This is a genomic window from Rhodococcus sp. 27YEA15 (assembly GCF_049739425.1).
Lineage (GTDB): Bacteria > Actinomycetota > Actinomycetes > Mycobacteriales > Mycobacteriaceae > Rhodococcus_F.
In genome coordinates, this window is sequence record NZ_JBMHHW010000001.1 from 492,753 (window position 1) to 518,294 (window position 25,542).

Annotated in this window: 17 protein-coding genes, 1 pseudogene and 1 riboswitch; of the genes and pseudogenes, 11 read left to right on the forward strand and 7 right to left on the reverse strand. The window is 63.6% G+C overall.

Features of this window, described 5'->3' with window-relative positions; genetic code table 11:
• Nucleotides 1-30 precede the first annotated feature (30 nt).
• Nucleotides 31-925 (forward strand): annotated as a pseudogene (locus ABH922_RS02315) (hypothetical protein).
• Nucleotides 926-939: 14 nt separating this feature from the next.
• Here the strand turns inward: ABH922_RS02315 and ABH922_RS02320 are convergent.
• Complete coding sequence (locus tag ABH922_RS02320) at nt 940-1,986, reverse strand: helix-turn-helix domain-containing protein (RefSeq protein ID WP_424805392.1); 1,047 nt, start codon at nt 1,984-1,986, stop codon at nt 940-942.
• A 312-nt stretch (nt 1,987-2,298) separates the two neighbouring features.
• On the opposite strand from ABH922_RS02320, the gene ABH922_RS02325 reads away from it, so the two are divergent.
• From ABH922_RS02325 to ABH922_RS02335, 3 genes are all read left to right on the forward strand, one after another.
• A complete protein-coding gene (locus ABH922_RS02325) occupies nt 2,299-4,785 on the forward strand; it encodes a LuxR C-terminal-related transcriptional regulator (RefSeq protein WP_424805393.1) in 2,487 nt (828 codons plus the stop codon).
• A gap of 180 nt (nt 4,786-4,965) precedes the next feature.
• Nucleotides 4,966-8,421 carry an indolepyruvate ferredoxin oxidoreductase family protein gene (locus tag ABH922_RS02330; RefSeq protein ID WP_424805394.1) on the forward strand — a complete coding sequence of 1,152 codons (3,456 nt, stop codon included), beginning with the start codon at nt 4,966-4,968 and terminating at the stop codon, nt 8,419-8,421.
• A 119-nt stretch (nt 8,422-8,540) separates the two neighbouring features.
• On the forward strand, nt 8,541-9,149 hold the full coding sequence (locus ABH922_RS02335) for a TMEM175 family protein (protein WP_424805395.1): 609 nt from the start codon (nt 8,541-8,543) through the stop codon (nt 9,147-9,149).
• On the opposite strand, the gene ABH922_RS02340 is transcribed toward ABH922_RS02335, so the two are convergent.
• The 5 genes from ABH922_RS02340 to ABH922_RS02360 form a co-directional block, all read right to left on the reverse strand.
• A complete protein-coding gene (locus ABH922_RS02340) occupies nt 9,120-9,902 on the reverse strand; it encodes an ABC transporter ATP-binding protein (RefSeq protein ID WP_424805396.1) in 783 nt (260 codons plus the stop codon). The genes ABH922_RS02335 and ABH922_RS02340 overlap by 30 nt on opposite strands.
• Nucleotides 9,899-10,936: a FecCD family ABC transporter permease gene (locus ABH922_RS02345; RefSeq protein ID WP_424805397.1), complete on the reverse strand. Its 1,038-nt coding sequence runs from the start codon at nt 10,934-10,936 to the stop codon at nt 9,899-9,901. The genes ABH922_RS02340 and ABH922_RS02345 overlap by 4 nt, the downstream gene beginning before the upstream one ends.
• Nucleotides 10,937-10,946: 10 nt before the next feature.
• Nucleotides 10,947-11,729 carry a class I SAM-dependent methyltransferase gene (locus ABH922_RS02350; protein WP_424805398.1) on the reverse strand — a complete coding sequence of 261 codons (783 nt, stop codon included), beginning with the start codon at nt 11,727-11,729 and terminating at the stop codon, nt 10,947-10,949.
• Nucleotides 11,730-12,737, reverse strand: a complete 1,008-nt coding sequence (locus tag ABH922_RS02355) for an ABC transporter substrate-binding protein (protein WP_424805399.1) — start codon at nt 12,735-12,737, stop codon at nt 11,730-11,732.
• 59 nt (nt 12,738-12,796) lie between these two features.
• A riboswitch (cobalamin riboswitch) is annotated at nt 12,797-12,978 on the reverse strand.
• A gap of 151 nt (nt 12,979-13,129) precedes the next feature.
• Entirely contained in the window at nt 13,130-13,603 is a 474-nt protein-coding gene (locus ABH922_RS02360) for a flavodoxin family protein (RefSeq protein WP_424805400.1), read from the reverse strand.
• A gap of 1,391 nt (nt 13,604-14,994) precedes the next feature.
• On the opposite strand from ABH922_RS02360, the gene ABH922_RS02365 reads away from it, so the two are divergent.
• On the forward strand, nt 14,995-17,418 hold the full coding sequence (locus tag ABH922_RS02365; RefSeq protein ID WP_424805401.1) for an ATP-dependent Clp protease ATP-binding subunit: 2,424 nt from the start codon (nt 14,995-14,997) through the stop codon (nt 17,416-17,418).
• 36 nt (nt 17,419-17,454) lie between these two features.
• Here ABH922_RS02365 and ABH922_RS02370 read toward each other — a convergent pair whose 3' ends face one another.
• Nucleotides 17,455-19,338: an FAD/NAD(P)-binding protein gene (locus ABH922_RS02370; RefSeq protein WP_424805402.1), complete on the reverse strand. Its 1,884-nt coding sequence runs from the start codon at nt 19,336-19,338 to the stop codon at nt 17,455-17,457.
• A 355-nt stretch (nt 19,339-19,693) separates the two neighbouring features.
• Here ABH922_RS02370 and ABH922_RS02375 point away from each other — a divergent pair, with 355 nt between their 5' ends.
• The 6 genes from ABH922_RS02375 to ABH922_RS02400 are packed head-to-tail and all read left to right on the forward strand — an operon-like array spanning nt 19,694 to nt 25,541.
• Entirely contained in the window at nt 19,694-21,070 is a 1,377-nt protein-coding gene (locus tag ABH922_RS02375; protein ID WP_424805403.1) for an MFS transporter, read from the forward strand.
• Nucleotides 21,070-22,077: a C-terminal binding protein gene (locus ABH922_RS02380; protein ID WP_424805404.1), complete on the forward strand. Its 1,008-nt coding sequence runs from the start codon at nt 21,070-21,072 to the stop codon at nt 22,075-22,077. Before ABH922_RS02375 ends, ABH922_RS02380 begins: the two co-directional genes overlap by 1 nt.
• A complete protein-coding gene (locus ABH922_RS02385) occupies nt 22,074-23,108 on the forward strand; it encodes a zinc-dependent alcohol dehydrogenase (RefSeq protein ID WP_424805405.1) in 1,035 nt (344 codons plus the stop codon). Before ABH922_RS02380 ends, ABH922_RS02385 begins: the two co-directional genes overlap by 4 nt.
• Nucleotides 23,109-23,110: 2 nt before the next feature.
• Nucleotides 23,111-23,869: an SDR family oxidoreductase gene (locus ABH922_RS02390; RefSeq protein ID WP_424805406.1), complete on the forward strand. Its 759-nt coding sequence runs from the start codon at nt 23,111-23,113 to the stop codon at nt 23,867-23,869.
• 23 nt (nt 23,870-23,892) lie between these two features.
• Entirely contained in the window at nt 23,893-24,573 is a 681-nt protein-coding gene (locus ABH922_RS02395; protein WP_424805407.1) for a bifunctional 4-hydroxy-2-oxoglutarate aldolase/2-dehydro-3-deoxy-phosphogluconate aldolase, read from the forward strand.
• Nucleotides 24,570-25,541, forward strand: a complete 972-nt coding sequence (locus tag ABH922_RS02400; protein ID WP_424805408.1) for a sugar kinase — start codon at nt 24,570-24,572, stop codon at nt 25,539-25,541. The genes ABH922_RS02395 and ABH922_RS02400 overlap by 4 nt, the downstream gene beginning before the upstream one ends.
• Nucleotide 25,542 lies beyond the last annotated feature (1 nt).

A 25,542-nucleotide genomic window follows, 5' to 3' on the forward strand; every position in this document is an offset into this window, starting at 1 on the left:
CGCAACCGCGCGACTCGACCTCGATCACCGATGCTGATCGGACTCATCGCCGCAGTGATCGCGTGCGTCGGGTACGGCGTGGCGTCGATCCTGCAGGCCTACGGCGCACGCACGTCGGCTGCTGCGGCGCAAGAACGCGGCGAAGACGGACACGTCACGGCGTCCGGTGGACCTACCCTGCGGGCCACCCTCGCTGCCGCGCTGACGCTCTCGTTCATTCTCGGCACGGTTCTCGACGTCGTCGGGTTTGCGGGCAGTGCTATCTCCCGCGCGGCTGATTCCCCTGTTCCTGTCCCAGACGGTGGTCAGCGCCAACCTCGTCATCACCGCTGTGCTGGGCACGATAGTTCTGGGTATACAACTGCACCGCCGCGACTGGTTCGCGATCAGCGTGGTGATCCTTTCGCTCCTGCTGCTCGCAATCGCGGCCGGACACGGTGGCGGCGGCAACTCGAACCCCGTGGTTCACTGGGGTGTGCTCGGCGGATCAGGGCTCGTCCTGCTCGCCGGTGTCGGCGTCATCCGTGCGCTCGGCTCACGAGCCGCCGTCGCCGCGGGCCTGATCTCCGGCATCCTGTTCGGTTGCCTTGCCATCGCCGTCCGCGTGGTGGAAGGCATCGACCCCTTCGATGTCGCTGTGCTGCTACGGGACCCAGCCGCCTGGGCGATCGTGGTCGCCGGCGTCGGCGGGTTCTACCTCCACACCGTGGCTTTGCAACTGGGCTCCGTCAACGGAGCCACCGCAGCTCTGGTGGTCGGTGAGACCGTCGTGCCCGGCATCGTCGGCGTCACAGTTCTCGGCGACTCCTCACGAGCCGGACTCGAATGGCTGGCGGTGCTCGGGTTCGTCGGCGCCATCGCCGGTGCCGTCGCGGTAGCCGTGTTCGGGGCAGCCCACAGCGAGGAACCGGTGTCTCACACCTGACAGCAGTCGGTTCGTCACGATGTCGAGCGGAATGGGTGATGCCGGGGTCGGCGCTCGAACGTCGACAGCTGGGCGTAAAGCCTGGAGAGGGAGGGATTTGCGAGATTCTGTCGGTTTTCGCTACGTGCCCGGGTGGGGGTGACGCCGTAGTATTCCTTGAAAGCTCTGACGAATTGAGCTTTCGTTCCGAACCCTGAACTTGTTGCTATCACTTCGATGGAGCGAAAGGGCATGTCGGGGTTGGTTATTTCACGGTAGGTCTGCGCGAGTCGTTGTCGCCGGATGACGTGTGCAACTCCACCGTCGGCCTCGAAGGCACGGTAGAGCTGTGCGCGAGAAACCGACAACGCGACGCATATCGCGGCGGGATTGAGCGAGGGTTCGGTCAAATGCACGCTCACGTACTCCATGGCCTGATCGCGAAGGTCGAGGCTTGCCGGAGGTCGAGGGGTGTTCTCCCCTGCACCGAGGGTAGCGCGCAGGAGAGAGACGACGACGTTCTCGTATCCGGCGGCGGACGCGGTGTCGAGATGGGGCAGTGCGCGGAGTATCGAGCGCAAGCATCGAGCGAGGACGGCTGCCGAGGTGCCGTGCAGAACTGTTCCGTGCAGGCGGCGTCCGTCGGATGCCGCGTCCATGAGTAGGCGCGGCACGAGCAAGGAGAGAGTGCGGCCGGTGCGTGTCGCATCCACTTCGGCGCGAGCCGACCAAGGACGCCCCAAATCGAAGAACACGATGTCGCCAGGTCGGGCGACAAACGTCATGTTGCCGGTTGTGCCGTGGAGGTAACCGTCGACAACTGCCTGAATCATATATTGATCGTCGAGACCGCTTTCGGTGATCAGCGCACGGTTGCGAATGTAATTCTGGCTATTGAAGGTGGTCTCTCCGATCAAGGTCGAACCGATAGGGCTTGCCGTTATCGATCCTTGGAGGAGTCGGCCGAGACCAGCGGGTTCGGTGATGAAAAAGGGTCTGGTGGCGGATCGCCAATAATCGCTCACGTCTTCCGGATCTACCGCGTCGGTGGACAAGTTGATCTTCGCCGGATTGAGTGACACGCGCGCATCATAATTTGAAACAAGGCAGGTCAGGAGATAATACGCGTATTCGACGATGAATAGTGACTGACAGCACAAAATGGGACAAAAAGTATATAAAGATGAGACGGAATATACTCCCCAACGCTTGATGCCATGTCTAGATTCTTTGACTATGTCCAGTTATGTTGCGAGTGCATTCACCCGGGTGAGCGGTTCGCGCGTCTGTGCATCAGGACAGGCTCGGCGATGCCGCGCGAGTTGACTCGTATGGTGACCTCTCCCCGTGGTCTGCCTCGCGACCGGCGCCGATCGAGAGGGAGGGCGCCTGTAGTGCGGCCGCGACTGCTCGGGCTCGTAGGTGGCGAATCGGGGCTCACCGTGTTGTGTGCTCCGCACGGTTTCGGTAAGACCGAGCTCGCGGCCGCAGCGCAGTCGGTACTGGGGTCGGCAGGTGGCCGTCCGGTGATCTGGATTCCGGCGCCGTCCGAGCCGATGAATACCGTCGACTTTCGGAATGTCGTGCGTGCCGCAGTGGACGCCGCGCGCTCGACGGGCCCCACTGCTCGCAACGGTGCTCCGGCAGTAGTGGTTCTCGATCGTATCGACAGGGTCGCAGGCGGCGCGGTCTCGGTGATCATCGAGCTGTTGGGGCAGGACCAGGCGATGAAAGTAGTCGTTACTCTGGAAGAAGCAACAGCAGGCAACGCATTTGCCGCATTCGCCTCCGAGTACGTGGGTGTGAGCGATCTGAGATACACGGCCGACGAAGCGGTGGAGCTGTTTTGCGCATCCGGCGTCACCCTTCCGCTGGAATTGATTCGCCAGATCCGGCGCCGCGTGGCGGGTATGCCTGCGTTGATGAACGTGGCGCTCGAGGCGATCGGCGCGCTTCCCGGACACCGACGTGATCGCCGAGCGATTTTGCAACGAGTCGACCACGTCGTCCATTCGTACGTGTTGCGGAATATGCTTCCGCGTATCGAATCTCGCGGATTGGGCGGCTTTGTGCTCGAGATCTCGCCCGCTCGGGCGTTGACACCGTCGACCGTTCGGTTGTTGACCGGTATCGATGACACCGGCAGCCGCCTGGCGGCCTTCGAAGACACCGCCAGCCGCCTCGCGGCCCTCGAATCGGCCGGCATGCTGTTGCGATCCGATGAAAATCGTTCGGAAGAACTGTACTTCGCCCCGTCCGTGCGCGATGCGCTGATGAAGATCGGGTCGGAACGTGGCGTCGACCTCGCGAGATCGTGTATTCGCTTGTCGGAGCGCTGTCTTGATGATTCCGACGTGGCCGGTGCGGTCTCGTACGCAATCGAGGCACAGGCCTGGACCACGGTTCTCGAAATTCTCGAATGTCATTGGGTCGATCTACTTGTAGAGCATGCTTCGCTGTTACGGGCGGCGGTGCGATCGATTCCTGCCGACGTACTTGCGTCCGATCCGGTAGCGTCGGTCGGTCGCGATCTTCTCGACTCTCGCCTGCGACCCGAGCTCATCACACCTGATGTGCTGCGAGGTGAATCTTCTCGCGACGTATTGAACATCGGTACAGCGCAATCCGTCATTTTGAGGTCTGCGGGAGAGTATCGGCGCTCGGCGGACGTCACCGACGGGCTTGTCGAATTGGTGGACTCTCGTACGGATTCGGAACGCAGGAGGTGGGGGGCATATCTGCCGACATTGCGGGTGATCTGGGGAGTTTCGTATCAATTGACCGGCAATTTCGAGGAGGCGGATCGGCAACTGACGCTTGCGTACGACGCTGCGATCGAGTTCGGCCCGGATTTCGTCGCTCGTCACGCAGCGGGAAATGCGGCCCTCAATGCGGCTTTGGCGGGTGAGTCCGGTCAGGCAGGTCAGTGGCTTCGCCGCGAGGACAGCCAGCCCGACGTGGTGGGCTGGCTCGGCCCGCCCTCGCATGTCGGTGGAGCGATAGCGCAGGTCATCTCGTCTCTGGACGCGTTGGATCTCGGTGGGGCCGAAGCTGCGGCAGTCGCTCTCGACGGTATCCCGGAGCCCGGTGACATGTGGGCATTCGCAGCCTACGCGCGTACGAGACTTGCTCTCGCGCAAGGAGATCCGTTCTCCGGGCTACTGGCGTTGCAACGGGCAGTTGCGGCGCACGGTCCGCTCGATCCGAGAGTGGGCTCGATCGGTGATGCGATTCTGGTGGCCGCCCGGATCGATCTTCTGTTGGCGTCGGGCGAAGGTAAGAGTGCGGTCGACGAGGCTGCGACAGTTCGACACCACTACCCGTTGACGGCCGTAGCGGTGGCGCGCGCGCATCTGCTCACCGGCAATCCGGCGAAGGCGCTACGGGTATGCGCTGGAATCGACAGTGGCTACACCGCAACGGCGAGAGTGCGCATCAAGGTTCTGTTGATCGAGGCGGTGGCGAAACATGCGCTCGGGCGTGGGGGCGCAACGTCGGACGAGTGGCGTCTGGCCTGCCGGTTGCTGGACCGGACCGGCGCGTTGTCGACCCTGTCGACCGTCTCCCGACAGCAGATCGAGGAAATGGAGTCGAGAACGCCCACCGGTAGCGCCTCGGTTCGTGCATACCTGCAGTCCGAGGCCAGGGGGCTCTATCCGGTGGTCATCGAACGGGTGAGGCTCACCAAGCGCGAAGTCGATGTACTTCACCAGCTCGATCTGGGCCTTCACATCACCGAGATCGCTCGGGCATTGTTCGTCTCCACCAACACCATGAAGAGCCATCTGAGGCGGATATATCGCAAGCTCGGTGTTCACTCTCGAGAGGAAGCGATCGCCGTCGCGCACCGACTGAGTCTGATCGGTGACGGTTCGCACTGATTTCAGGCGGTCACCCCGATCGGCGTACAGCTGAGTGATCCGATGACTCGAGTCACATGATTGCGATCACAACTGACCTGATTGATCAGTTGGAACGATTTGAATTGACTGTTTTTTCTATCGCGACCACGCTTATCTGAACAGATTGAAGCACAGTGCAGATGCGAATGGTGGTCCACGATGACTGAACTGGTATCGGGCGTAGCCCAGGCCAAGCCCTATGACCTCGGTGATCGATACCGCTCTGGATCGGGGCCGGTACTGCTGACGGGTGTTCAGGCCATCGCGCGTGGCTTCGTCGAACAGCACGTTCGGGACATCCGCGCCGGTAAGCGCATTGCCACCTTCGTCTCCGGCTACCAGGGCAGCCCCCTGGCCGGCGTCGACAAGCTACTGCTCGGTATGCCGAAGGTGCTCGAAGAGCACGACATCACCTTCGTTCCCGGTTTCAACGAAGAGCTGGCTGCCACCGCCGTCTGGGGAAGCCAGACCGAACTACCGGCCGGTACCGCCACCCACGACGGTGTGATCGGCGTCTGGTACGGCAAGGGGCCAGGTGTCGACCGCGCCACCGACGCGATCCGCCACGCCAACATGTACGGCATCAACGCCAAGGGCGGCATGGTGCTGTTGGTGGGCGACGATCCGGCGTCGAAATCCTCCTCGGTTCCGGCCGTCAGTGAGCGCTCACTGGCCGCGATGGGTGTTCCGGTGTTGTTCCCGCGCAACGCGGAAGAGATCATCACGATGGGCATGCACGCGGTTGCGCTCTCTCGTGCGTCCGGCTGTGTCGTTGCACTCAAGATCGTCGCCGACGTGGCGGACGGCGCCTGGACCGTCGACGGCAGTGTCGCCGACTTCGACATCGTCATCCCCGAAATCCAGTTCGAGGGCAAGCCTTTCGTCTACAAGCAGCGCCGGATGGCTGCGCCGCCGGACAGCGTCATCGCCGAAGCCGATCTCTACGGCCCCCGGTTCGATCTCGTTCACGCATACAGCGCCGCGAACAACCTCGACGTCGTCGAGGTGGACCCATCCGGTGCGAAGATCGGAATCGTTGCCACCGGAAGTACTTTCGACTCGGTTAGGCAGGCGCTCGCCGACCTCGGCGTCGACGACGCGGCACTGCACAAATCCGGAATCCGCCTCATGCGTATCGGCATGTGCTACCCCGTCGCGGCCGATGCCGTGAAGAAGTTCGCCGACGGCCTCGAACAGATCATCGTCGTCGAGGACAAGACTGCCTTCATCGAAACCCAGATCCGGGAAATCCTCTACGGCACCGAGAATCCGCCCCGCATCGTCGGCAAGAAGGACAGCCAGGGCCGACGTCTCATGCCGGTGGACAGCGAACTGACCGCCGGCCGGTTGCTGGCCCCGTTGCGCCGGGCACTCAAGGGGCATGTGGAGATGACGCGGACGTTACCTGCGCCGTTGACGTTGAATGTGTTGTCGGCGAAGCGGACTGCATATTTTTGCAGTGGTTGCCCGCATAACCGTTCCACCGCGATCCCGGAAGGCTCGATCGCCGGCGGTGGTATCGGCTGCCACACCCTGGTGACGATGTCGGGGCGCGGCGACAGTGCGGTGACGGGGTTGACGCAGATGGGTGGTGAGGGCAGTCAGTGGATCGGGCAGGCACCGTTCACCGATGTGCCGCACGTGTTCCAGAACGTGGGGGACGGCACGTTTTTCCATTCGGGGCAGTTGGCGGTGCAGGCGTGTGTCGCGGCGGGGGTGAACATCACCTACAAGTTGCTCTACAACGATGTGGTGGCGATGACGGGGGCGCAGGACGCGGAGGGCGCTTTGTCGGTGGCGGCGTTGACGCACAAGTTCGCGGCGGAGGGTGTGGCGCGGGTGATCATTTGTGCGGACGAGCCGCAGCGGCACGAGAAGCGGGCGTTGGCCAAGGGCACGAAGTTGTGGCATCGGGACCGGTTGGACGAGGCGCAGAAGGAGTTGCGTGAGGTCGAGGGTGTGACGGTGCTCATTTACGATCAGCATTGTGCGGCGGATGCGCGGCGTCAGCGTAAGCGGGGGACGTTGCCGACGCGGAATACGCGGGTGGTCATCAACGAGGCCGTGTGTGAGGGTTGTGGTGATTGTGGGGTGAAGTCGAATTGTTTGTCGGTGCAGCCGGTGGATACGGAGTTCGGGCGTAAGACGCGGATTGATCAGACCTCGTGTAACACCGATTATTCGTGCTTGGACGGTGATTGCCCGTCGTTCGTCACGGTGGAGACGGTGCCGGGGAAGAAGATCGCGAAAGCGCAGCGGCCGACGGCTCCGGTGACGGCGGATCCGGTGCTCGGTGAGTTGACCTCGACGCAGAACGTGTTCTTGGCGGGGATCGGTGGTACCGGGATCGTGACGGTGAACCAGGTGTTGGCGACGGCGGCGTTGCGGGCTGGGTTGGAGGTGGAGAGTCTCGATCAGATCGGGTTGAGTCAGAAAGCGGGGCCGGTGGTCTCGCATCTGCGGTTCTCGGCTGGGGTGTTGGAGCCCTCGAATCGGCTTACGCCCGGGAGTGCGGATTGCATCGTGGCGTTCGATTTGTTGACTGCGACGGACAACAAGAATTTGGTGTACGGGGATGCGGGGTCCACGATCGCGGTGGCGTCGACGTCGCCGACGCCGACCGGGGACATGGTTTACGACAAGAGTGTGGCGTATCCGGAGGCGGCGGAGTTGATGGGGCGGCTCGAGTCGGTGACGCGGTCGGTGGAGTCGTTCGACGGGTTGGCGGCGGCGCAGGTGTTGTTCGGGAACACGGCGGCAGCGAATTTTCTGTTGATCGGTGCGGCGTTCCAAAGTGGTGGGTTGCGGATTCCGGCGGCGGCGATCGAGGAGGCGATCGGGATCAACGGGGTCGCGGTCGCGGCGAATGTGGAGGCGTTCCGGTGGGGTCGGGTCGCGGTTGCCGATCGGGCGGCGTTCGATGCGGTGATCGCTCCGGTGGTGGCGCCGGTGGTGGCGCCGGTGGTGGTTCCGGAGTCTGTGTTCGCGGGTACTTCGTTCACCGGTGAGGTGGAGCGGGTGGTGCGGTTGCGGGCGGGTCAGTTGGTGGGGTTCCAGTCGGTGAAGGTCGCGGCCCGGTATGTGGAGTCGGTGCAGGCGGTGTGGGCTGCGGAGCGGGCGGTGACGGAGCGGACGGAGTTCAGTGAGGCGGTGGCGCGGGGGTTGTACAAGTTCACGGCGTACAAGGACGAGTACGAGGTGGCGCGGTTGTTGACGGATCCGGTGTTTTTGGGTGAGGTTGCGGCGGCGGTGCCGGGTGGGGAGAAGGTGACGTATCGGTTGCATCCGCCGATCGTGCGGGCGTTGGGTCGGAGTAAGAAGATGGGGTTCGGGCCGAAGTCGCATTCGGTGCTCAAGGTGTTGGCGAAGGGGAAGCGGCTTCGGGGGACGAAGTTGGATCCGTTCGGGTACATGCATGTGCGGCGGGTGGAGCGGGAGTTGTTGGCGGGGTACGAGGTGATCGTGGCGGATCTTTCGCGGGGGTTGTCGGCCGGGTATGAGCGGGCGGTGGAGATCGCGGGGTTGCCCGATATGGTGCGGGGGTACGAGGACATCAAGCTCGGTAACGTCGAACTCTACAAAACCCGACTCCGCGAACTCGGCATCAATCCCTGATCCGAGTTGACCGACTTCTGAACATCAGCTGGTGCCCCGGCGATTGTCGCCGGGGCACAGCCGTATTCGTGACGCCGCCCCACAACGCACAACCCGGATTCGACGCCTATGCTGACGCAATGGCCGAGTCAGTCGAACGCACCCGCTATTTCGAGCGGTACATCACCTTCGTCGACGCGATCGCAGCGATTGCAATAACGTTGCTTGTCCTCCCACTGGTGGAATTGACCAGCGACCACGACGGCACGACGGTGGAACTGCTTCGCGAACATCAGAATCAGTTCTACGCTTTTGCACTCAGTTTCATCGTGATCTTCCGGTTGTGGTGGGCGCAGCACAGCATGCTTCGCTATGTCACGGACGGCGACAGGATCATCGTCAGAGCATTGGCGCTGTGGGCACTGACCATCGTCTTCCTGCCGTTTCCCACGGCTTTGGTGGCTACCACCTCCACCGAGACCGCCACCCGCGTTCTGTATCTCGGCACCATGACGATCGGGTCGATCGCTCTGGCACTGATCGCCTGGGCTCTGACACGTAATCCGGCGCTGGCGGCAGAAGACGATACCGGTGATCACCTCGTCCCGACAGTGATCACCGCACTGATCATGCTGATCGCGCTCGTGTCCAGTGCACTGGTTCCCATGGTCTCGTACTTTCCGCTGCTGCTGCTCGTGTTCGCGGGCCAATTCGAGAAGCTATGGCGAAAGGCGGCGGCGCGGAGGTAGATAGCGCACGCTCGGAACTCCGTCCGGCCCGTCGAGTCGGACTTCCGCGTCCACGTCGTACACCGCAGCGATGAGATCCACGGTCAACACGTCGGTGGGAGTTCCACTGGCCACGATCTTTCCGCCACTGAGCATCACCAGAGAGTCGCAGAACATCGCGGCCAGGTTCAGATCGTGCAATGCCATCACGGTGGTGGTGGGCAACTCGCGCACGAGGGCCAACAGTTCCAACTGGTGATTGATGTCCAGATGATTGGTCGGCTCGTCGAGTAACAGCTCCTGTGGTTGTTGAGCGAGCGCGCGCGCTATCTGCACCCGTTGACGCTCCCCACCGGAGAGCGTGTGCCAGAACCGATCCAACAGTTCACCGAGGGCTGTGTGTTCCACAGCTGCCCGGACAGCGCCCCGATCTGCCTCGGTGTGGCCGCCCCACAATCCTCGATGCGGGGTTCTGCCCAATTCGAGGATGTCGCCCACGGTCAGGTCGACTTCGGTGTCGCTGTGCTGATCGACGGTGGCGATCCGTCGTGCGAGATCTCGACGCTTCCAGTCGGTCAATGTGATCCCGTCGAGAGTGATCAGCCCGGCGGACGGACGATGCTGACCGGCAAGAAGTTTCAACAGTGTGGACTTGCCCGACCCGTTCGGCCCGAGCAACCCGACCGTGGTCCCCACCGCCGGAGTGAAGTGCACATCGTCGACGATGACGGTTCCGCCGGCACGCCAGCCCGCACCCCGCGCTTCGAGAGTCACCGGCGGCCCTTCCTCTTCCACAGGATGATCGCGAATGCCGGGACACCGACGAGTGCGGTCACCACGCCTGCCGGTAGTTCCTGCGGTGCAATGGCCGTCCGCGCCACCGTGTCCACCCAGACGAGGAACACTGCACCGATCAGCGCAGACGTGGGCAACAGTCGCCGATGTCCCGGCCCGACCAATGCGCGAGCGGCATGGGGCAGTACCAGCCCGACGAAGCCGATCGCTCCGGCCACACTCACGATCGCGGCCGTCATCAACGCAGTGGCCAACAACAGGGTGAGTCGGACTCGAAGTACGTTCACACCCAGCGACGACGCGGCGTCCTCGCCGAACGCGAAGGCGTCCAGCGACCGTGTATGCGTCAGACAGGTCACCAGCCCGACGGCGACCACCGCCGCACACATCATCACGTCGAACCAGTCCGCTCCGCCGAGTGAACCGAGCAACCAGAACAGCACACCGCGGGTCTGTTCGGGATCGGCAGAGGTGATCACGACGAACGACGTGATCGCCGAGAACAATTGGGTGGCGGCAACACCGGCCAGGATCACTCGATCCGGGGTGCCGCCAGCCAGATGAGCGAGGAGAAGCACGAGGACGAACGAGACCACCGCGCCGAGGAATGCCCCGCTGGACAATCCGATCGCACCCGAACCGATTCCGAGCACCACGATCAACACCGCGCCGGTGGACGCACCCGAGGAGATACCGAGAACGAAGGGATCCGCCAACGGATTTCGCAGCATCGACTGCATGACCGCGCCGCACAATCCTAGCCCGGCACCACACAGTGCAGCGAGAACGGTGCGGGGTAGCCGCAGATTCCACACGATGCCGTCACGGATCGGCGTGACGTCCGCAGGCGGACCGCCGAGGTGACCGAAGACTATCGAGGTCACCTCGGCGACGGACAGCCCGGCAGGGCCGAGGGTGATCGCACACGCGATCGACGCCGTCAGTGCGATCGCACCGAACACCCACAGCCCTGCCACGGCAGCGGAATTCCGACGCAGACGCAGACGGGTCATCTCGCGCCGGTCATTTCACGCCGTAAACCACGTAGTCGTCGAAGAACTGCCATACCGTTCCGGACTCGGAGAACCCGGCCTGGTTCAGTGCAGCGACGTGGAAGTCCACTGCGGTGGTCGGCGGGGCGTCGCGTCCGGCGAACCGCCGCTCACGCTCGGCGACCAACGCGTCGATGCCCGGCACTGCGCGCACCGTCTCCCACCACGCGTCCCAGGTGGGAGCACCGCCTGAGAACGAGGTGTGCTGCGTCTGCTCGTCGTGGCGCGCTGCCCACCGGCGGGCTACCGGTGTACGGGAGTCGAAGCGGAAGTGGTCCCCGTTGAGGAGAACACCACCCGGTGTCAACACATCGCAGACCTGTCGGTACAGCTCGACGAGCTGATGGGGGAGCAGCCAGTGCAGGGCAGTGGTGGAGACCATCGCGTGTACCGGAACATCGATCGCGTCCGCCCAGTTCGTGTCGAGAAGGTCGGCGTCGAGAAGTGTCAACCGGTCGTCGAAGCGGGTGGTGGAGCGTCGGGCCAATTCGAGCAGCATCGGATCGTGGTCGATCCCGATCACCGACGCGTCGGTGAACCGGTCCAGGATTCGAACACCCAGCGAACCCGGGCCGCACGCCAGATCCACTACCGTGAACGGGTTCTCCGCACAGTGCAATTCGAGAGTGTCGAGAATGACGTCGAAACGCTGCTCGCGTCCGGCGATGTACGCGCTCTGCTGGGCGTCCCAGTCCTTCACGAGCGCTGCGTAGTCGACGCAGGGGTGGTCGACGCAGGGGTGGTCGACGGACATCTAGATCACGCCCAGCGTGCGCAGACCGTCGGCAACCTGCTCGATACCGCCGATGTTACGGATGGACGGGTCCATGGTGGTGCCGTCCAGAATGATGTACCGCTTGTTTTGCACCGCAGTCAGTTTGCTTGCGACAGGATCGGATTCGAGGAACGCGATCTTGTCGGCTGCGCTGTCGCCGTCACCGCCGCGATCGAGGTCGGCGAGAACCAGGACAGTCGGATCGCGGTCCAGGATGCTCTCCCAGCCGATTTCGGGCCAATACTGACGGTTGTCGTCGAAGGCGTTCTTCGCGCCCACCGCGTCGGTCATGATGCCGGGGGCGCCGCAGCAACCGGCGAAGTACGGGGTCTTGGTGGCGGCATACCACCAACCGAGAGTGACATCGTCCGCGCCCAGAGCTTTGGTTGCGGTGTCCGCTCGGCTCTTCAGAGAGTCGATCAGTTCCTTGCCCTTGTCGCTGACGTCGAACAGCTGTGCCACCTGGGTGATCTCGCTGTACATGTCTGCGAGCTCGAGTGGCCGGTCCTGCTCGGCGTCCTGGCCGGAGCATTCGCTGGGGGACTGGTACGTCTTGACCCCCAGATCCGTGAACCGGCTGCGATCGGCAATTCCCTCGGAGGTGAACGTGTAGTTGAAGGTGGTGTAGACGAAGTCGGGTTCACGTTCGAGGACGCTCTCGAAGGACGGGAACTCGGTGTCGAATGCCTTCACCTGATCCCGCGCCGAACGGAGGTCCGGCAGAACGTCGTCGTCGCTCATCGCGTAACCGACCATGCGGTCCTGCAGGCCAAGCGCCAGCATCAACTCGACAGCTGGTTGGTTCACGGCGATCGCACGCTCGATCGGCTTGTCCACCGTGACGGCCTGGCCGCAGTTCTGCACGGATACGGTCACTGAATCGGAGATCGACGCGGTGGAGTCCTTGCCGGACGAACAGCCCATCAAGGTGGCGCCGAGCAGGAGAGCGGCGGCGGCACCGGAGAGGTGTGCACGGGAAAGCGACATACAGGCTCATTCTCGCAGGGGGCTCGTTCGCGGAGCCCGACACGGGGTGAGCAGATGCCGGGTGGCACCTGCTGCCAGCCGGTCTTCGGACTCGGGATCGTTCCACCCAGGCGCCTTCCCAGATATTCATCCAGTGGCATATGCCCGGGCGGTCACCCTCACCGCTGCGCGTCAGTTCCGGAATTACACCGGATTCCCTGACCCCTCGTGTGAGGGGTCTGCTGGCGTACAGGAACTTATCACCAGGTCGGAGGCCTGGATGTGGTCAGGTCGCGTCGTCTCCTCGACGACGCAGTCGCGCACCTACCAGTTTGCCAGGTATGCGCAGCTCGGCCGTTAGCCGGCGACTGCTCTCGCCTGCGGCAGGCGAGAGCAGTCGGCAGTGCAGCCTGTCAGGACGCGGTACCGACCGCATTGCGTAGATGTTCGGCGAAGGATCGTGCCGACTCCAGATCGGAGTCGTTCGGTCTACCCTTTCGTAATCCGCCGACGAGCTTGAACGGTAGGAAGGTGTCGAAGGCGCGCGCGGAAAAGCCGCCGACCACCTCGAATCCTTTCTGCTCGAGCGAGTCGACCATTGGTCCGGAAAATCGGTGGATCCGCGACTCGGGAAATCCGCTGGTTGCGAAGACGAATGCCTTGCGTTGCGGCTGAGCGGGCAGCGTGTCGACGAACGCGCGTAGTTGTGAATGGAACGACCCGAGGTAGATGCCGGACCCGAATCCCACGAGATCGTAGGCGGCGAGTTCAGTGGCGTCGAACTGCCCGGGATCGACCACTCGGGCTTGCAACACATCACCGATCGCATCGGCGATCTTTTTCGTATTGCCGTGAGAAACGGAGGTGCACACTATGATTGCTTTCACGACGTACTCCTGTGTATTACCGTTCGGGGTGTGTTCCCGTTCGCGATGAACTGGTTTCGGTCCGTGGTTCGAATCGCCCGGAGTACATCCTAGCCGGAAAGGGAACCGGCTTCGCCATGGCCCGCGGTCCTGGTGGAGAGTCGATCTGTGCGGCACCGGTCGGTAGGACAGGCTGGGCGCACGGATTCGCTCGAGGTGTTGCAGGCATCGTTTCGATCATCGATGATTCCATGAATTACACACTTGTACATAGGAGTTCATTGCCGATTCGGAACCTCATGTAGCGTCGACGGGAGGCCGAATCGTTTCTTTCTCAGTCGAATTCATTGCGTAGCAGTGATTCATGGCTGGGTGATCAGGTTGCAGTGCCGATGTGGAGTGGGTGTTCGAGTCGTCTCGCGATCTGCGGGAGTCGGTCGATGCGAGATGAACCTGAAACGTATGTTGCGAACAAAATTGCGGAATCGGCATTGTCGTCTGTTCGACCTATGTTGTCCTCCAGCTATTTTCACCACCTTCTTGAAGGAGTCGAAACGTTCTCGGCAGAAGTGAATGGAGTGAGACCTTATTCAGGGGTTCTGCAGGGCCGACGCTATCGGTGCGATTTCGGGATCGAGGGGACGGAAATGTCGAGATCACTCTGTGGATGTCGGCATGGAGCTCCATGTGAGGGGTCGTCAACGGTGGGGAGTCGATCGTGTTTCGACGATGGAAAGTAGGCCGCGCCCTGCGCAAGCGAGAAGCTGCCGCAATCTCGCAGGCGCCCCCGTCGACCGAAGCTCGCAGTTGAGGCCGTCGACCACCTGACGGGAGGTATGCAGGTCATCTCCGGCCACGAACCTGCACCTGACTGTTTCTCGAGTGTCAATTGCAAAGGAGATCGACCATGTGCTGCGACAACAGGTGCCGTGACTGTGCGCACGGAAAATGCTCTGTCTGCAATGCTCTGTCTGCAATGGGGACGGAAAGGTCTGGGGGACTTTCGGGAACTGCACGCGATGCCATGGCCAGGGCGGTACGCCGTGCGCACGGCATCGCTGAACCGCGTCCGCGGCACCTGCACTGCGATGTGAGTGCAGGGCGGGCGGAGACCTTCGAGCGAGGATCGAATCACGTCTCGCACGACGCCCCCGGCCGGATACGGTCTGCCGACCGTATCCGGCCTTTCCTTGGCGTCAGCTCTCGGCGAGGTGTCGAAAGCCGACGTGTCATGCCGGGTGGGTGGGCAGGGCTCGCTCTCGCGCCGGTCGAGGCTGCACGGTCCTCTCGACCAGTGGGAACAATCGGAGCCCACCGACTGCTGAAAGAAATCTGACGCCTCGGGAATTGATTCGAAGCCAGGCACGTTACTTGAGTCTGTAACGCTCAACTTTCTTCAAGGAGGCTTCGGAATGCCAGCATTCTTCGGGCCCGAGGGTCCCGGTCGCATCGATATTTCCCGGCTCATGAGCAGGGCCACCCAGCAGCTGATGGCAGATGCCGCGCGGTCCGCGGCAGCTCGTGGTGATTCAGACCTCGATGCACTGCACGTTCTCCGTGTCATGGCGGAGCAGGATCCGGTCGCCACGTTGATGCAGCGCGCCGGAGCCGATCCTAAAGCCGTCGTCGATGCCGTCGATCTTCGGCTGCCGCAGGGGCGTGAACAGGACGGTTACTCCGCTCCTGCCCTGAGTAGTGCCGTCAAGACCGCACTGCTCGAAGCACATCAACTGGCTCGGGCACTAGGCTCGACCTACATAGACCCCGAGCATCTCTTCATCGCGTTCGCCGGTGACACCGATCACGTGACCGGTCGCCTTCTCGCATCGGCCGGCCTCACCCCGGAGAAGCTGCAGGCTGCCGTTCAGAATCCGGACGCCGGAGCTGCCGCCGAAGAGTCGGCCACTCCGACGCTCGACAAATACGGGGTGGATCTCACCGATCGGGCCCGCAACGGCGGAGTCGATCCGGTGATCGGCCGCGCCGACGAGATCGAGCAGACCATCGAGATCCTCTCGCGTCGTACCAAGAACAATCCGGTCCTGGTCGGTGAAGCCGGTGTCGGCAAGACCGCCATCGTCGAGGGACTTGCGCAGCGCATCGTCGACGGCGATGTTCCGGACTCGTTGACGGGCAAGCGGATCGTGCAGCTCGAGCTGTCCGGGATGGTGGCGGGTACCCGCTACCGCGGCGATTTCGAGGAACGCCTGACCAAGGTCGTCGACGAGATCTCCGCCCATTCGGACGAGCTGATCGTCTTCATCGACGAGATACACACCATTGCCGGAGCCGGCGGTGGCGGGGAGGGTGCCATGGATGCCGGAAACATCCTCAAGCCCAAACTCGCTCGCGGTGACTTGCACGTAGTCGGTGCCACCACGCTCGACGAGTACCGCAAGCACATCGAGAAGGATCCTGCATTGGAGCGGCGCTTCCAGCCGGTTCAGGTGGGGGAGCCCTCCATCGAGGATGCGATCGCCATTTTGAGTGGTCTGCGTAGTCGTTACGAGGATCACCACAAGGTGCACTACACCGACGAGGCGATCACCGCCGCCGTGGAACTGTCGGCGCGCTACATCGGTGACAGATTCTTGCCGGACAAGGCAATCGACCTGATCGACCAGGCCGGCGCTCGACTCCGTCTGAAGACGGCCACCGTGGACATCGGTGCCCTGACGCAGCGCCTCGAGCAGCTCGAGAGCGACAAAGAAAAGGCCGTCGCCGACGAGTTGTACGAGAAGGCATCCACGCTGCGTGACGAGATCAACGGGGTGGCGCAACGTCTAGCGAAGGCCGGCACTGCTGAAGCCGTCGAGGAAACTCCCGACGTCACTGCCGAACAGATCGCCGACGTGGTTGCTCGCGCAACGGGTATCCCCGCCAGTGCGATGACCCAGGCCGAGAAGGAACGCTTGCGTCGACTCGAGGACGACCTGCATGCTCGCGTCGTCGGGCAGGACGATGCCGTGCGCGCCATTGCACGCGCGGTGCGTCGCAGCCGTACCGGCATGAGCGATCCGGACCGTCCGGTGGGCAGCTTCTTGTTCCTCGGGCCGACCGGCGTAGGCAAGACGGAGCTTGCAAAAGCTCTCGCAGCCACGCTCTTCGGTGACGAGCACAAGATGCTGCGCTTCGACATGAGTGAATTCGGTGAACGGCACACCGTCAGCAGGCTGGTCGGGGCGCCTCCCGGTTACGTCGGCTACGGCGAGGCCGGACAGCTCACGGAACAGGTGCGCCGCAACCCGTACTCGGTGATCCTGCTCGACGAGATCGAGAAGGCACACCCGGACGTGTTCAACACCTTGCTCCAGGTGCTCGACGACGGACGTCTGACCGATGGGCAGGGTCGCACGGTGGATTTCAAGAACACCGTCGTGATCATGACCAGCAACCTCGGATCGGACATCATCTCGAGCAAGTCCGGTGGTCTGGGATTTTCGTTGGGTGATTCCGAGACGGCTGAGAAGCCGCTGCGGGATCGGCTGATGGCGCGACTGCGCGAGTCGATGCGACCGGAGTTCCTCAACAGGATCGACGAGATCGTCATCTTCCGCAAGCTCGATGCCGAACAGTTGCACCGGATCACCGATCTCCTGCTCGACGACAGCCGCAAGCGGTTGCAGTCGAAGGGCATCGAGATCGAGTTCACCGCAGCTGCCGTGGACTGGATCGCCGAGCACGGGCATCAGCCCGAGTTCGGGGCGCGCCCGCTGCGCCGGTCGATCCAGCGGGTGGTCGACGACAAGATCGCCGACATGCTGCTCGATGATCTCCTCACCGAAGGTGGCAGCATCACCGTCGCCGTCGACGAGGGTGAGCTGGTCTTCGGGTAGGGACACAGCCCCTGTGCGCCTTTTCGGTAGTACCCACTACCGGAAAGGCGCACAGGTGCTGAGCACCTCAGCCGCCAGCGCGTCGTTGTGACGGAAGAACCCGGCATTGGTGCGAGGCCGAGGGAACGCGGCCGACCAGTTGTGGCCCGCCACCCACGGTCCGGCCGCGAAGCGGCGGGGGTGAGCACTGCCGTCCTGGTTCAGGATTCGGGACGTACCGTCCACCGCCAACTTCGCGGCACTGTCTTCGGTCGCCCGTAGTTCGACGGCTTCACCCCGGCCGTGCAGATTGCGCAGCAAGGCGTCCGCACTGGTGCTGATGGATGCCACCGGCAATCGCGCCTCGATGAGGGTGCGAGTCGCGACGATGTCCGTGTGTGATGCGCTGCGGGCGACGAACAGACCGGCGCCGTTCGCCGGGTCGATCTCGGTGCTGAAGGCGGTGTCGGGGCCCAGGAACTGCACCACTCCGGCCTCGTTCAGCGCGAGCAACTGTTCCAGGCGCTCAGGCGGCGGCCCGCTGGCGATGAAACTGAAGAACGAATGCAGCCGGCCTTCGACGTCCTCGGCGACGGACTTCGCCGGAATGCGGCCGCGCCGCAACAGTTCTCCGACGGTCATGTACACCGACAGCAGTGCGGAGAACACGGCGGCGTCCGCGCTGAAGTACTGATCGGAACGCCGAGCGACGTCGGCAGTGATGTACTCACCGAGTCGCGTCTGTACCTGCGCCAGACCGTCGTAACGCTCGCCGCCGAGGGGGCGGTTGAGCCGCTCGAGGTCGAACCGGTCCTCGGGCTTGGGAACCGTGTTTTCGACGAGCTCGGTCAAGCGCGGCGATCCCCACGGCAGCGAAGAGAATTCACTGTCGAATTCCTCCCACGAACCGACGGTCCGGTCTGGATGCGAGGCGAACAGTTCGTGATAGTGGGCGCCCGCCAACTCCTTCGACGCCGGCGGCCAGATGTCGCGTCGGAAGTCGAGTAAGCCGTCACCGGGAATGAGATCGGCGGTGAAGAATCGCGGCAGCGGGGGCCTGGCGTCGGCGATCGAGTACGAAATCTTGGAGTGGTACGGCACGCCGCGTCGAGAACCCGCGTACAACAGAGGCTCTCGGCCCGACGGTGTGTAGTGGAGAGTGCCGTCGTCGGAGCGTTCGAATCGCCCGCCCCGAGTTTCGGCGAGGAGAACCATCCAGTCGATGAATGCCAGGCCCAGGCCGGCGACGAGTACTGGTTCACCGGCGGGAATCACGTCGGCGTCGAGATCGGCGGTGTAGCCCGGGCCGACGTAGGTCAGTCCGTGATCCGACGCGAAGTCCGCCAGTCGTGTTTCCCGCGGCGCGGGCAGCGCGTCCGGATGTCCTTGTGTCAGAAGCACGACGGTGGCGTCGAGTATTTCTCCGTTGTCGAGATGCACCGACTGGGTTCGTCCGTTGTCCACTACGTCGGTCGCCGTCTGTCGATGAACTCGGACGTCGACATGGTCCGGTGCGTTGTCGACTGCCGAGTCGAAGGCCCAGGTCAGGTATCGGCTCTGCAAAGAGCGTGATGCGAACGAGGCCGGTGTGACACCGGGAACTTCGTCGGCGATCTCGGTATGTGTGGCAAGTTCGTCACGGTTGGCCGCCACCCATTCGGCGAGGGTGGGGCCCGGCCGGATCGGGCTGGTGACCACCGTGGTCTCGTCGGTGAACATCGTCACGTCGGCGCTGGTGGAGTTCATCCACAGCAGCGGGGCCTGGCTACCGCGCCAGATGCGCCCGGCGCCGGCGGGAAACGGGTCCACTACGTGAACGGTCACCGGAGACGGATCGCTGATCACCGACTCGTGCGCGAGAATTCTTTCGAGGACGCCGGTCCCGCGAGGCCCGCCGCCCACTATGACGATCACGCAATGGGCAGGTCTGTCGCTGGGCACGTATCCTCCATCGGGCCTGGCAGAAAGCACCCGCACCTCGATCCGAGGGGGTTGCTGCGACGTCACGGAGCCAGGACTCTCGATCGCTCTGGATGGTTAGTCCAGCTTATCTTCGGGAAATCGTGTGGCAAGGAATTCGGGATATCAGATCATCGTGAGTCAAACGCGTGTGGCCTGATTGCCGGTGCGCTATCGGCGACGAGGCGCACCGGGTCGACGCAGATCCGCACGTTGCCGATACGGACGGTCCGGGGTTTTTCGAAATCGATGTTGTTACCGGGGCCACACCATGCGCTACAGTTGCTTCAACTTATCGGGATGACGTCCCTATATTCGGGACGACGACAGTGTGTGAATGGTGACCATGACAGACAAGGATTTGGTGCCCGGCGGCGCCGCGACATCCGCAACCGTGGACTCTGCGGACAAAACGCCGGACCCGAAGGCGGTACGCCGAGCGGCCTGGGCCGGCCTGATCGGTACGGCCCTGGAACAGTACGACTTCGTCATCTACGGCACGGCCTCGGCGATCATCTTCAACAAGATCTTCTTTCCCAACGTCTCGCCGGCCGTCGGCTTCATCGCGTCCTTCGGCGCGTACGCGGTGGGCTTTGCAGCTCGCCCGCTCGGCGGACTGTTCTTCTCCAACTTCGGCGACCGGCTCGGCCGCAAATGGGTCATGGTCACCACCCTCTTCCTCATGGGTATCGCGACGTTCGCGATCGGTCTGCTCCCGACCTACGGGCAGGTGGGCATCCTCGCCCCGATCCTGTTGGTGGCGTGCCGCTTTCTGCAGGGCTTCGGTGCGGGTGCGGAGCAGGCCGGTGGTGCCGTCCTCTTGGTGGAGACCGCGCCGAAGGGTAAGCGCGGTAGGTACTCCTCACTCGTCTTCGTCGGTGCTGCTGCAGGTACCGCACTCGGTGCCCTCATCTGGATTCTGGTCCAGTTGCTTCCCGACGACGCGCTGCTCTCCTGGGGTTGGCGACTGGTGTTCTTCAGCTCCATCTTCGTGACCATCGCCGCATACGTGATTCGGCGCAAGATGGACGAGTCGCCCATCTTCCAGGAACTCAAGAACGAAGCTGTGGGCTCGCGCCAGGCGACCCCGGTCAAGGACGTCCTCGCGAACGGCCGTCTCGGCCTTGCCCGCGTCTTCCTCATGAACGTCGGCGCCAACGGACACTCGTACATCTTCCAGGTGTTCCTGGGCAGCTACCTGATCACCCAGCTCGACGTCGATTCCAAGGTGATCCCGAAGATCCTGCTCATCGGTGCCCTGTTCGCCTGCGTTGCGGCCGTCACCTTCGGCACCCTGTCCGACACCTACGGCCGACGCCGGATGTACCTCATCGCCACCGGATTCCTGCTGATCTTCCCGGTCCCGGCGTTCCTGCTCCTCAATACGGGCAACCTCTTCCTGATCGGCCTGGTCATCGTTCTCGGCTTCATCTTCGCCGCCCAGGGCACCGTCGGCGTTCAGGCTTCGTACTTCCCCGAGCTGTTCGGTTCGCGTTACCGCTACGCCGGTGTCGCCCTCGGCCGTGAATTCTCCTCCGTGTTCGGTGGCGGCATCGGGCCGCTGGTCTGCTCGGCATTGATCACCTGGGCGTCGGGATCGTGGTGGCCGGTTGCCGTCTACATGACGTTCCTGATGGCGATCAGCTTCGTCACCACCCTCAAGTCACCCGAAACCGTCGACCGTGACCTGCTCACCGAAGAGGATGCTCGCTGATGCCGGACAACAACAACACCACGAACGTCGTCATCGTCGACTGCGATCACGATTCGATCGAGGTCGAACGTCGGCTCGCCGACGAGCGCGGTGTCACCTTGACGCTGGCGCAGGCTGTCACCGAAGACGACGTCATCGCAGCGGCCGAGAATGCCGACGCGATAGTGGTGCAGTACGCACCCATCACCGACCGTGTCCTGACGGCGCTGCCGAATCTGCGCGCCATCGGCCGCTACGGCGTGGGCGTGGACACCGTGGATGTCGACGCGGCGACCGCGCACGGTGTCGCCGTGTGCAACGTTCCCGACTACGGGACCGAGGACGTCAGCGACCACGCTGTGGCACTGGCGCTCTCGGTTACCAGGGGCATCGTTGCGCTCGATCGTAATCAACGTCGCGGCATCGTGGATCTGACGCCGGTCAAGCCGTTGCGTCGCGCCCGCGAGAGCGTATTCGGTGTGGTCGGTCTCGGCCTCATCGGCGCAGCGACAGCGCGCAAGGCCGCCGGACTGGGATTCGACGTCATCGGCTCCGACCCGATGCACCAGCCGGGCACCGTGGTCGACGGTGTTCGGGTGGTCGGCTTCGACGACCTGTTGGCGGCGGCAGACGTGGTGTCACTGCACGTTCCACTCAATGCGCACACCAAGCATCTGATCAATGCCGAATCTCTCACGAAGATCAAATCGACTGCAGTGCTGGTCAACACATGCCGTGGCGGGGTGGTAGAGACCGCGGCGCTGGTGGATGCACTCACCAGCGGCCGACTCAAGGCGGCAGCACTCGACGTGTTCGAGGTGGAGCCGCTGCCTGCCGATCATGCGCTCGTCGGTCTCGACAATGTGACTCTGACGCCGCACGCAGCTTGGTACAGCGAGGAGTCCTACAGCGAACTCAAGCGTCGGGCGATCGAGAACGTCGTCGACGTCGCCCAGGGTCGCACGCCTCGAAACATCCTCAACCCGGTTGTGCTCGAGTCGGATTCCGATTCGGAGGAGAACAGATGAGCACCATGCGCGCAGTGCAGTGGATCGGACCCGATGCGCTCGAGGTGACCGACACCGAGATGCCGACCGTGCCCGAAGGTTGGTCCTTGGTCGAAGTCGAGTACACCGGCCTGTGTGGCACCGATTTCTCGATCCTCAAGGGCACGCATCCGCGGGCGGCGGCGCCGCTGATTCTCGGCCACGAAATAACCGGCGTGGTAGCACATTCCAATGGTGATGGTCTTGCCGAAGGTACCCGAGTGACGGTCGAGCCGTTGATTCACTGCGGCCACTGCCATCCGTGCGGCCACGGCAATGCCCACGTATGCCAGAATCTCGGGCTGTACGGAATCGACCGGCCCGGTTCCATGGCCGAGTACGTTGCGCTCCCCACCGCAGCGCTCGTGCCGGTGCGCTCGGATGTCCCCGCAACCGAGGTGGCACTTGCCGAGCCGCTCGCGGTGGCAGTGCACGCCGTCGATCGGTCGGGGTTGCGTGGGGGCGAAACGGTCGTCGTGTTCGGCGCCGGCCCCATCGGTATCCTCACCGCGCTGGTGGCACGGCAGGAGAAGGCTGCCGAGGTATTGATCGTCGAGCCGAGCGTCGAGCGCGCACACCTTGCGCGCACCCTGGGCTTCACCGTCGTCGACGCCGCCGACACGGTCGCTGGTATCCGTTCCGCCACAGCGGGGGTGGGCGCCGACATCGTGTTCGACTCGGCGGGCCATCCCGCGGTTGCCGCGATGGTGACGGCCGCTGCTCGGGTACACGGAACCATCGTGATCGTGGGCGTGTACAAGAAGCCGACCGCGGTGGACCTGCAGGCGATCAACTTCCTCGAGCACACCGTGATCGGTTCCCGGGTCTACACCCGAGGCGACGTCGAACAGGCCGTGCGCTTGATCGAGACGGATGCGCTCGGCCTGAGCCGGTTGCCGGTGCAGGTTTTCGCGATGGATCAGGTGACGGAGGCGTTCGACATCGCGATGTCCGCCGGGGCGATCCTCAAGGTGCTAGTGAGCCCCACTGCGGGGAACGAAGGTAGGAACTGACCATGACTGAAGCACTTTTCGATCTCAGCGACCGTACGGCAGTCGTGACCGGAGCGTCTCGTGGGATCGGTCTCGCCGTCGCTGCCGGCTTACTGCGGGCCGGTGCCGATGTGGTGGCCTTCCAGCGCGGTGAACTCGCACCGGAGCTGCAAGCGCTTGCCGCGCAGCACGGGCGCACGATCACGAACCGGTTCGTGGACCTCTCGTCCGAAGAGTCGATCGCCGAGGCGATCGAGGCGACACTGGCGCGGCATCAGGTGGACATCCTGGTCAACAACGCCGGCACCCAGATCCGCCACGACGCCACCGAGTTTCCGCTCGCCGACTTCGACTCGGTGATGAACGTCAACCTGCGCTCGGTGTTTCAGCTGTGCCAGGGATTCGGTGCGCCGATGCTCGAACGCGGGCACGGCAAGATCGTGAACCTGGCTTCGCTGCTGAGCTACCAGGGTGGGTTCCGGGTGCCGGCCTATGCCGCATCCAAAGGTGCAATCGCGCAGCTGACCAAGGCTTTGTGCAACGAGTGGGCAGGCCGCGGCGTCAACGTCAACGCGGTGGCCCCCGGGTACATCGAGACCGAAATGAACGAGGCGTTGATCGCCGATGCCGAACGCAGTCAGCAGATTTCGGTCCGAATCCCGGCCGGACGCTGGGGGAGTGGCGAGGACATGGTCGGCGCCGTGGTCTACCTGTCCTCACGGGCAGCGGACTACGTGCACGGAATCGTGATCCCGGTCGACGGCGGGTGGCTTGCCCGATGAACGCTCCAGAACAGGTGAAGGACATGACGACTACACATAGCCGGATGCAACGAGTCGATCCCGCAACAGTTCTCGGAACGTCACCCGTGGTCGCGGTGCTGCGCGCCGAGCACGCGCTCGAGTACCCGCCGGTCATCGACGCGTTGGTCCGTGGCGGTGTCACGGCAATCGAACTGACGCTCAGCACGGCCGGAGTCTTCGAGGTGCTCCCGGCACTGATCGAAGAATTCGGTGACCGCGCGTCCATCGGAGTCGGCACCGTCACCAATCGTGCCCAGGCCGAGAGCCTGCTCGAACTGGGTGCGCGCTTCCTGGTCACCCCCACCATGAACCTCGACGTCATTGCAGCGGCGCGTGCAGCGGGTGTGCCGGTGTTTCCCGGCGGCCTGACACCCACCGAACTGTTCTCCGGCTGGGAAGCCGGTGCATCGGCGGTCAAACTCTTTCCCGCCGCTACCGTGGGGACCGGCTACATCGCACAGCTGCGGGGGCCTTTCCCGGATATCGAAGTAGTACCCAGTGGTGGTGTCTCGGTGGAGGATGCACCCACGTGGATTGCTTCCGGTGCCGCGGCTGTCAGCCTCGGCGGCCCACTGCTGCAGGATGCGTTCTCCGGAGGTGATCTGTCCGCGCTGACCGCGCGAGCTCGGACTCTCGTCGCTGCGGTGGATGTAGCCCGGACCGCTCGCGGGGCGCGAAAATGACAACAGCTCCGTCGCAGTCGTCCCGCACCGAGGTGGTGACCCTCGGAGAAACGATGGCATTGGTGCGGGCCGACACGCCAGGACCACTGCAGCACGTCTCTTCCCTCGGCCTCGGAATGGGCGGTGCAGAATCCAATTTCGCCATTGCCTTACGACGCCTGGACACACCGGTCACCTGGGTGGGCCGGATCGGCGCCGACAGTTTCGGCGAGTACATCCGCCGGGAACTGTGTGCCGAGCGTGTGACGACGTTGGCGATCGAGGACGCGGATGCGCCGACGGGTCTGATGATCAAGGAGCGTCGTACCGCCGACTCGCAGAAGGTCTGGTATTACCGTGCGGGCAGCGCAGGTTCGAGGCTCGAGCCCGCAGACGTTCCGGTTGCCGTCGTCGAGAGAGCCCGGTTGCTGCACGTCACCGGGATCACGCCCGGGCTGTCGGATTCCGCTGCGGCCGCAGTGGATTTCGCGGTGGCGACGGCGAAGGCGGCAGGAACTCTGGTGGCGTTCGACCTCAACTATCGCTCCGCGCTGTGGAGCGGTGCGGCGGCCGGAGTGGCTTTCGAGAAACTTTGTGGTCAAGCCGATCTCGTGTTCGCGGGCGACGACGAAGCCGCGTTGGTGGTCGGTGCGGCCGACGATCCGATGGTCCTCGCGCACCGATTGGCCGAACTCGGCCCGACGCAGGTGATCGTCAAACTCGGTGCGCGCGGCGCCGTGGCATTGATCGACGGCGTCGAGTACCAGCAGAGCGCGGTCCCGGTCACCCCGATCGACACCGTCGGCGCCGGTGACGCCTTCGTGGCGGGATACATTTCGGAGTTTCTGGCCGGCGTCGACCCCGCCGGGCGACTGGGTACGGCAGCGCGGGTGGGCGCCTTCTCCTGCCTGGTTCCCGGTGACTGGGAAGGCTCGCCGCGACGGGGCGAACTCGGGTTGCTCGATGCCGACGAACCGGTAAGTCGTTAGG

Bases quoted from the DNA above. Each gene is read 5' to 3' on its own strand.
- ABH922_RS02330 (WP_424805394.1), top strand. From the start codon at position 4,966: ATGACTGAACTGGTATCGGGCGTAGCCCAGGCCAAGCCCTATGACCTC.
- ABH922_RS02335 (WP_424805395.1), top strand. From the start codon at position 8,541: ATGGCCGAGTCAGTCGAACGCACCCGCTATTTCGAGCGGTACATCACC.
- ABH922_RS02345 (WP_424805397.1), bottom strand. From the start codon at position 10,936: ATGACCCGTCTGCGTCTGCGTCGGAATTCCGCTGCCGTGGCAGGGCTG.
- ABH922_RS02350 (WP_424805398.1), bottom strand. From the start codon at position 11,729: ATGTCCGTCGACCACCCCTGCGTCGACCACCCCTGCGTCGACTACGCA.
- ABH922_RS02355 (WP_424805399.1), bottom strand. From the start codon at position 12,737: ATGTCGCTTTCCCGTGCACACCTCTCCGGTGCCGCCGCCGCTCTCCTG.
- ABH922_RS02365 (WP_424805401.1), top strand. From the start codon at position 14,995: ATGCCAGCATTCTTCGGGCCCGAGGGTCCCGGTCGCATCGATATTTCC.
- ABH922_RS02375 (WP_424805403.1), top strand. From the start codon at position 19,694: ATGGTGACCATGACAGACAAGGATTTGGTGCCCGGCGGCGCCGCGACA.
- ABH922_RS02380 (WP_424805404.1), top strand. From the start codon at position 21,070: ATGCCGGACAACAACAACACCACGAACGTCGTCATCGTCGACTGCGAT.
- ABH922_RS02385 (WP_424805405.1), top strand. From the start codon at position 22,074: ATGAGCACCATGCGCGCAGTGCAGTGGATCGGACCCGATGCGCTCGAG.
- ABH922_RS02390 (WP_424805406.1), top strand. From the start codon at position 23,111: ATGACTGAAGCACTTTTCGATCTCAGCGACCGTACGGCAGTCGTGACC.
- ABH922_RS02395 (WP_424805407.1), top strand. From the start codon at position 23,893: ATGACGACTACACATAGCCGGATGCAACGAGTCGATCCCGCAACAGTT.
- ABH922_RS02400 (WP_424805408.1), top strand. From the start codon at position 24,570: ATGACAACAGCTCCGTCGCAGTCGTCCCGCACCGAGGTGGTGACCCTC.